Here is a 6439-nt window from a genome sequence, read left to right as displayed (position 1 = left end):
TCCGAAATACACGCATCGACCCGAGATGGACACGAAGTCATGAGACATCAATGGACACACCTGGTTGAGACATCACGTGGCCCCGATGTCCTGAGACATGACATCTCCAAGAATCTGCATGAACCGGCCAGTCGATGAAGCGTAGGCATGACGAGTGTGAATTAGCCTATTAAAGCTATTCAACATCATTTACACTCACTAAATGTTTAATGATTACAAATACATGAGTTTGCCAACGCTTCTGCTTGCCTCCGATGTCCGCGCCCTGACCGGTCGGCAGCCCCGCGACGGAACCGGGGGCTTGCGGCTGGTCATCCCCGGGATCTGGGCTCGCGAGGACATCCGCGAGTCAGTGCTGTGCCCCGCCTACGGACCCGGGGATTCCAGCTGGTTGCGCATCCGCGAGCGCGTTGCCGCCCTGCAACTGCTGTTCCCAGACGCCCTAGCCGGCGGGACCTCGGCCGCGTATCTGCTGGGATTCCCCCTACCCTGCCCGCCCGTAGACCTCGAAGTCACGCGGCCGGCCGGCGCGAGCATCATCAAGCGCCGCGGCGTCGTCGCCCTGCGCAGCCAGCGGCACCGCGCGCAGGGGGAGCTCATGGCCGGCGTCGCGGTGCAGAGCCTCGCGTACCTGGTCCTGGAACTCGCCGGGCGCCTCGCCGAGGAGGCCCTGGTCTACGTCCTCGACGCACTGCTGGGCCCATGGAACGGACCCAGGGCCTGTTCGAAGGAAGAGCTCGCGGACTTCGTCGCGCAGGCCGCCGGGTTCCGCGGGCGGCGCCGACTGCTGCGGGCTTTGAAGCGCGCACACGAGGGCGTCGGTTCGCCGCGGGAGACCCGGCTGCGCCTGGACATCATCGCCGCTGGGCTGCCCGAACCGCTGGTCGGCCATGCGGTCGACGTACCCGGGCTGGGCGTGATCCATCCGGACATGAGCTATCCGGGGATCAAGGTGGCGATCGAATACGAGGGCGGGCACCATTTCTGGGACGACGAGCAGTTCGAGTACGACATCCGCCGCTATCTGGCCCTGCAGAAGGCCGGCTGGCTGGTCATCCGGGTGAGCAAGCACAGCGGCCTGGACTGGGCGCTGAATGAGGTGAAGCAGGCGATTGCGGAGCGGGTGCAGGAGCTCTACTAAGGATGATTCCCACTCGGTGCGCGCACACTGCATCCACTGGCCGGTTCATGCAGTTGGAGACCGGGAGAGACCGCATGAACCGGACTCTCGGTGCGGGCTGAGACCATCGAGTGTCCACTCCGGGTAACGTGCAGGTATGACTTCAGCTGAGCACACATCTGCGCAGACACCCGCACTCGACCTTCCGTACCTCGATGCGGCCACTCCCGCGACCGTCGACCTGTTCAAGCACGTCAACGGCGCCTGGCTGCGCGATCACGAGATCCCGCAGGACCGTTCCGGCGATGGCGCGATGCGCGAACTCTTCGACGGCGCCGAGGCCGCGGTCCGCGAGCTCATCACCGCCCTGTCCCAGCCCACGGACTCCCAGCCCGCGGGCCCCGCCGACTCAGCGGACTCCCCCACGCACGCCCCGGGCAGCCCCGAGCAGCAGGTCGCCGACCTCTACGCCAGCTTCATGGACACGGACACGATCGCCGAACGCGGCCTGAGCCCGCTGGCCGAGGACTTCGCCACGATCAAGGCCGCAGCCGACAAATCCGCCCTCGCGGAAGTCCTGGGCAGGCTGGAGCGCACGGGGACCTCGGGCCCCGTGGCGATCTACGTCGATGCCGACGCCAAGGACTCAGCCCACTACGCGCTCTACACCCACCAGGGCGGGATCCACCTGCCCGACGAGGTCTACTACTCCAGCGAGGACTACGCCGAGATCCGCGAGCAGTACCGGGAGCACATCGCGCGGATGAGCGCTTTGGCGGGCCTGAGCGTACACACCGGCTACAGCGATGCGGAGCTGGCCGAGCAGGTGCTGGCATTCGAGACCGCAGTGGCCGCCCACCACTGGGACCGCGTGCGCACGCGCGATGCGGAGGCCGGCTACAACCCGAAGACCGCAGCAGAGGCCGTCGAACTGGCCGCGGGCTTCGACTTCGCCGCATGGCTGACCGGCGCAGGTCTGGAGACCGTCGAGCGGATGATCGTGGGCCAGCCGGACTTCCTGACCGGGCTGGGTGCGGTATGGCAGGAGACCGACCTGCAGGTACTCCGGGCCTGGGCGCTGTTCAGCGTGTTGGAGGAGAACGCCGCACTGCTGACCGATGAGATCTCCCGGGCCGACTTCGAGTTCTTCGGGCGCGCACTTTCGGGCACTCCCGAACAGCGGGAGCGCTGGAAGCGAGGCGTGTCGATCGTCGAATCGCTGCTGGGCCAGGCGGTGGGCAAGCTGTACGTGGCCCAGCACTTCCCGCCCCAGTCCAAGGCGCGGATCGCCGAGCTGGTCGACAAGCTGGTCGAGGCCTATGAGCACTCGATCAAGGACCTGGACTGGATGGGCCCTGACACCAAGGTCCGCGCGCTGGAGAAACTGGGACTGTTCGGCGTCAAGGTGGGTTACCCGGACGTCTGGCGCAGCTACGACTTCACCGTGGTCGCCGACGACCTGGTGGGCAATGTGCGCCGGGCCTCGGTCGCAGAGTACGACAGGCTGACCGGACGGATCGGCGGGGAGATCGATCGCGAGGAATGGCTGATGACCCCACAGACGGTCAACGCCTACTACCACCCGGTGCTCAACGAGATCGTGTTCCCCGCGGCGATCCTGCAGGCGCCGTTCTTCGACCCACAGGCCTCCGACGCCGCGAACTTCGGGGCGGTCGGCGCGGTAATCGGCCACGAGATCGGCCACGGCTTCGACGACCAGGGATCCCGCTACGACGGCCACGGCAATCTGGTCGACTGGTGGACGGCCGAGGACCGGGCCCGGTTCGAGGAGCGCACGAGCGGGTTGATCGCCCAGTACGATGCGCTGGTGCCCGAGGGCTTCGCCGATGAACCGAAGTTCCACGTCAACGGCGGGCTGACGATCGGCGAGAACATTGGCGATCTGGGCGGGCTGTCGATCGCCTGGAAGGCCCTGCACCTGGCCGCCGCGGCATCCGGGACCGAGGTGACGGCCCAGGACGCACACGACTTCTTCTGCAGCTGGGCGAACGCCTGGCGGGCCAAGTTCAGGCCGGCAGAACGCGAGCGCCGGCTGTCGATCGATCCGCATGCGCCCGAGGAGTTCCGCTGCAATCAGATCGTGAAGAACATCGACGCCTTCGCCGATTTTTTCGGTGTGACCGAGGCCGATCCGATGTGGTTGGCGCCCGAGGAGCGCGTGACGATCTGGTGAGCTAGGGCAGGGCCGGTCCACGGACTCGGTGGAAGCAACGCGGGGAATCTCCTCCAGTGCAGGGGGAGATTCCCCGCCTTGCGTCCTCTACCCCGATGAACGGAATCTACGTAGGCACTGCCTGCTGGATTACACAATCCATCTGGAGAGGGACCCACCGCATCAGAGTAGTCAAAGCCGTATAGGTCAGTAGTCTGGGAACACCAGGCTACTGATCTCACACGTAAATTACGGTTTTCACAGCTAGGATGGATGTGGTTTCGGCTCACGGCAATTCGGCTCCCAAACAGAGCAGGAGAACCGAGATTGGAAAGGCACCATCTTGTCGCACCATCCTTTGGACCATGTACCACCGCGTCCTTCCGGATTCGCGCGGAACCTCGAAGTTCCCGAGTCGGGCCACGAAACAGGCGGCAGCGCCAGCACCCCGCATTCGCCCGGCCGGTCACGCGAGGACTTCATCCGCCACCTGGCCGACGAGTTGGCCGCCGGCAACTCCTGCCTGGTCGTCGGCGAGGTCGGCTCCGGCCTCACCCGCACCGCCCGGGCACTGGCCGGAGTCCTGCACCGCACCACCGCGCAGCGAGACTCCGGCCCATATCCCGCTCAGGGCGACGGCTCCCCGGCCGTGGGACCGGACCGGTTCCTGCTGCAGGCCACCACCGGAACCACCGCCGAGGAGCTTGAGGGATTCCTCCGCCCCGATGCCGGCGGGCACTGCATCCGGATCGTCGAGGCGGCGCACCGGCTGCCGGAGGAGGCCGGGCCACTCATCGATGCGAGTCTGGCCGATGGCCGGGTGGCGTTGTGCTGCTTCATCGACATGGACGCCCTGCGACTCGCCGCGAACCGCTCAGGCACCCTCGCCCTGCTACGCGATGCCTGGCTGTCCGGTCGACTCATCCGCCTGGACGTACCGGAACTCACCGACCACGAAGTCCGCCAGATCATCATGGACATCTGCCCACCCGGGACCCTCGACGACCTCCAACTGCAGACACTCGTCGTCCTCTCGGAGGGACGTCCACTGGTCGCCGCCGATCTGGCGGCGTGGGCACTCTACGAACCGTATCTCGTACCCCGGCACTATCCCCGCGGCAGCGTTGACTCCCACTATCTGGGCGCACAGGCGCCGAGCCGCCTGGCCGACCGGGCCCGCGGTCTGTCGCAGACCAGGGTGCGCGCCGCCGTCATGCTCGCCGAGCTGAGCCCACTGCCCCGCCAGACCGCCACACAGTTGTTCGGAGCGCCCACCGTCGGGACCCTGACGAGTCTGGGCCTGGCCCACCGCATCCCGGGCGCGCACAGTTATGTCGTCGTCTCTCCCCTGACGGCCAACGCCCTCTTGGAGACGGCGGAGGCGCCCTCGGACGAGGACTGGGATTCCGTCGAGGGCAGTCTGCAGCGGCTGTGGGATTCGGGATACGCCATCGGGGAATCGGCGACCCTGCGCCTGGCCAGGAGCCTCGTGCATTCGGGCACCGCCGGCGCGCAGCACACGCCCCTGTTCATCGCGGCCGCGCGCATCGCCAACCGGCTGGGCAATCCGGTCGAGGCCGAGGTCTTCCTGAAATCGGCGTCCATCGAGCAGCCCGCGCTCCCCGCAGTGGAGCTCCAGCACCTGACGTCGCTGCTGATCCGCGGAGAGTACCGCCCCGCCCGGGCCATGGCCGAGCGGGCTGCGGAACGGGCCACAGTGAAAGCCGCTTCCGGAACCCCGCCCGATGTCGAGCTGCTCTACACCATTGCCACCATCATCGCCTGGACGGGCCCGAACCTCGGTGTTCCCGCCTGGTGGACCGCTTTCCTCCAAGGACCGGTGGAACAGGAGTACCCAGGGGCCGGAAAGCTCCTCGACTCGTTCGCCAATAGCGCGCGCCTCGATCCGGAGGCCGCCCTGCTGGTCGCCGACAACCGTGATCTGCCCAGCGTGCTTCGGCTGTCCGCGCTGATTCTGCTGTGCCAGGACCGGCTCAGCCGCGGCCAACCGGAGGAGCTGCGGGATTTCGCCGAGCGGGGCACGGAGATCATCGCAGAACTCCTGGCCGTGCGCGATCACACCCCGGATGGGTTGTCACTGTCGATGATCTGGTTCTTCGTCGTCGCCACCTCGGTGGAATTCATGCTGGCCGGCATCGAGCCCGAACAGACGACGACCACTCTGCGCGGGCTCCTCAGCGAAGCGGTGACGAACCCCGAACAGGTCAGCTCGGTGGCATCCAGCGCCACGGCTTGGTGCCAGGGGCTGCGGCGGGTGCTGCGAGGAGAGTTGGAGACCGCGGCACGGGATCTGGACGCCCTTGCCGATGTACTCAATCCCTCCCTGCTAGCGGTGGGCTGGGGCATGCACACGACGATCCGCCGACTGCTCAGCGTCTCGTCCCGGCAGCGAATCGGGTCCGTTTTCCACGCCCGCGGCACCATCGCCGCCAGACATCCGTCCTCCCACCTCGAACTCCTGGTGGCACTGCTGCAGGGCCCCGGCGCCGACCCGTCCGAGCCCCGGCCCGACTGGATGCACGCCGTGTTCCTGCACGCGCAGGTGCTCGATGGAACCGTGGCGGCGGGGCAGGCGGCAAGGGAACTCGAGAGCTTGCAGCGGATCGGGCTGCCCGGCCCTCTGGCCCTGCGCGATCATGTGTTGGCCCTGGCAGCCGGGGACGCAGACGCCCTGTTCGACGCCGGACGACGCCTGGCCGCCACGAACTACCGTGAAGCCGCCGAACACGCACTGCAGCACGCGCGGGCCCTGTTCATCGCCAATCGGTCCGCCAAACGTGCGGCTGAGGCCGGGGCCATGCTCAAGACGATCGCGACTGGACGGCCGGCACCGCGGATCGAATCGTCCGAGTCCGCCGCGCCGGTGTCCCTGACACGGCGGGAAGCGGAGATCTGCAGGTTGGTCGGCGAGGGCCTGACCAATGTCAAGATCAGCCAGAGATTGTTCCTCTCGGTGCGGACCGTGGAATCTCACGTGCTCTCGGCCCGTGGCAAGCTGGGGGCCGCGCGGCGCACCGACATCCCACAGCGCATCCTCGAGCTCCGGGCGGCCGGCCGCCTGCAGACGCACTGAACCTACCGATTCGCAGTCGTTTTGGTCTGAAATCCGCGGCGGATTTCAGACC

General features: G+C 67.1%; 3 protein-coding genes. All 3 read left to right on the top strand.

Annotated features, from left to right (window positions below; translation table 11 throughout):
* The first annotated feature begins 223 nt into the window (after window positions 1–223).
* The 3 genes from NQ036_RS15260 to NQ036_RS15250 all read left to right on the top strand — a co-directional run bounded on the left by NQ036_RS15260 (window position 224) and on the right by NQ036_RS15250 (window position 6387).
* Complete coding sequence (locus NQ036_RS15260) at window positions 224–1141, top strand: endonuclease domain-containing protein (RefSeq protein ID WP_257049449.1); 918 nt, start codon at window positions 224–226, stop codon at window positions 1139–1141.
* 136 nt (window positions 1142–1277) lie between these two features.
* On the top strand, window positions 1278–3314 hold the full coding sequence (locus tag NQ036_RS15255) for a M13 family metallopeptidase (protein WP_257059971.1): 2037 nt from the start codon (window positions 1278–1280) through the stop codon (window positions 3312–3314).
* Window positions 3315–3651: 337 nt separating this feature from the next.
* A complete protein-coding gene (locus tag NQ036_RS15250) occupies window positions 3652–6387 on the top strand; it encodes a LuxR family transcriptional regulator (RefSeq protein WP_257049445.1) in 2736 nt (911 codons plus the stop codon).
* Window positions 6388–6439: the final 52 nt, after the last annotated feature.

The sequence above is a fragment of the Brevibacterium sp. 91QC2O2 genome, assembly GCF_024580695.1.
In the GTDB taxonomy this organism is placed as follows: domain Bacteria; phylum Actinomycetota; class Actinomycetes; order Actinomycetales; family Brevibacteriaceae; genus Brevibacterium; species Brevibacterium moorei.
Note: the sequence above shows the minus strand (reverse complement) of the source record. Positions and strands in the feature narration are given on the sequence as shown.

Bases quoted from the DNA above. Each gene is read 5' to 3' on its own strand.
- NQ036_RS15255 (WP_257059971.1), top strand. From the start codon at position 1,278: ATGACTTCAGCTGAGCACACATCTGCGCAGACACCCGCACTCGACCTT.
- NQ036_RS15260 (WP_257049449.1), top strand. From the start codon at position 224: ATGAGTTTGCCAACGCTTCTGCTTGCCTCCGATGTCCGCGCCCTGACC.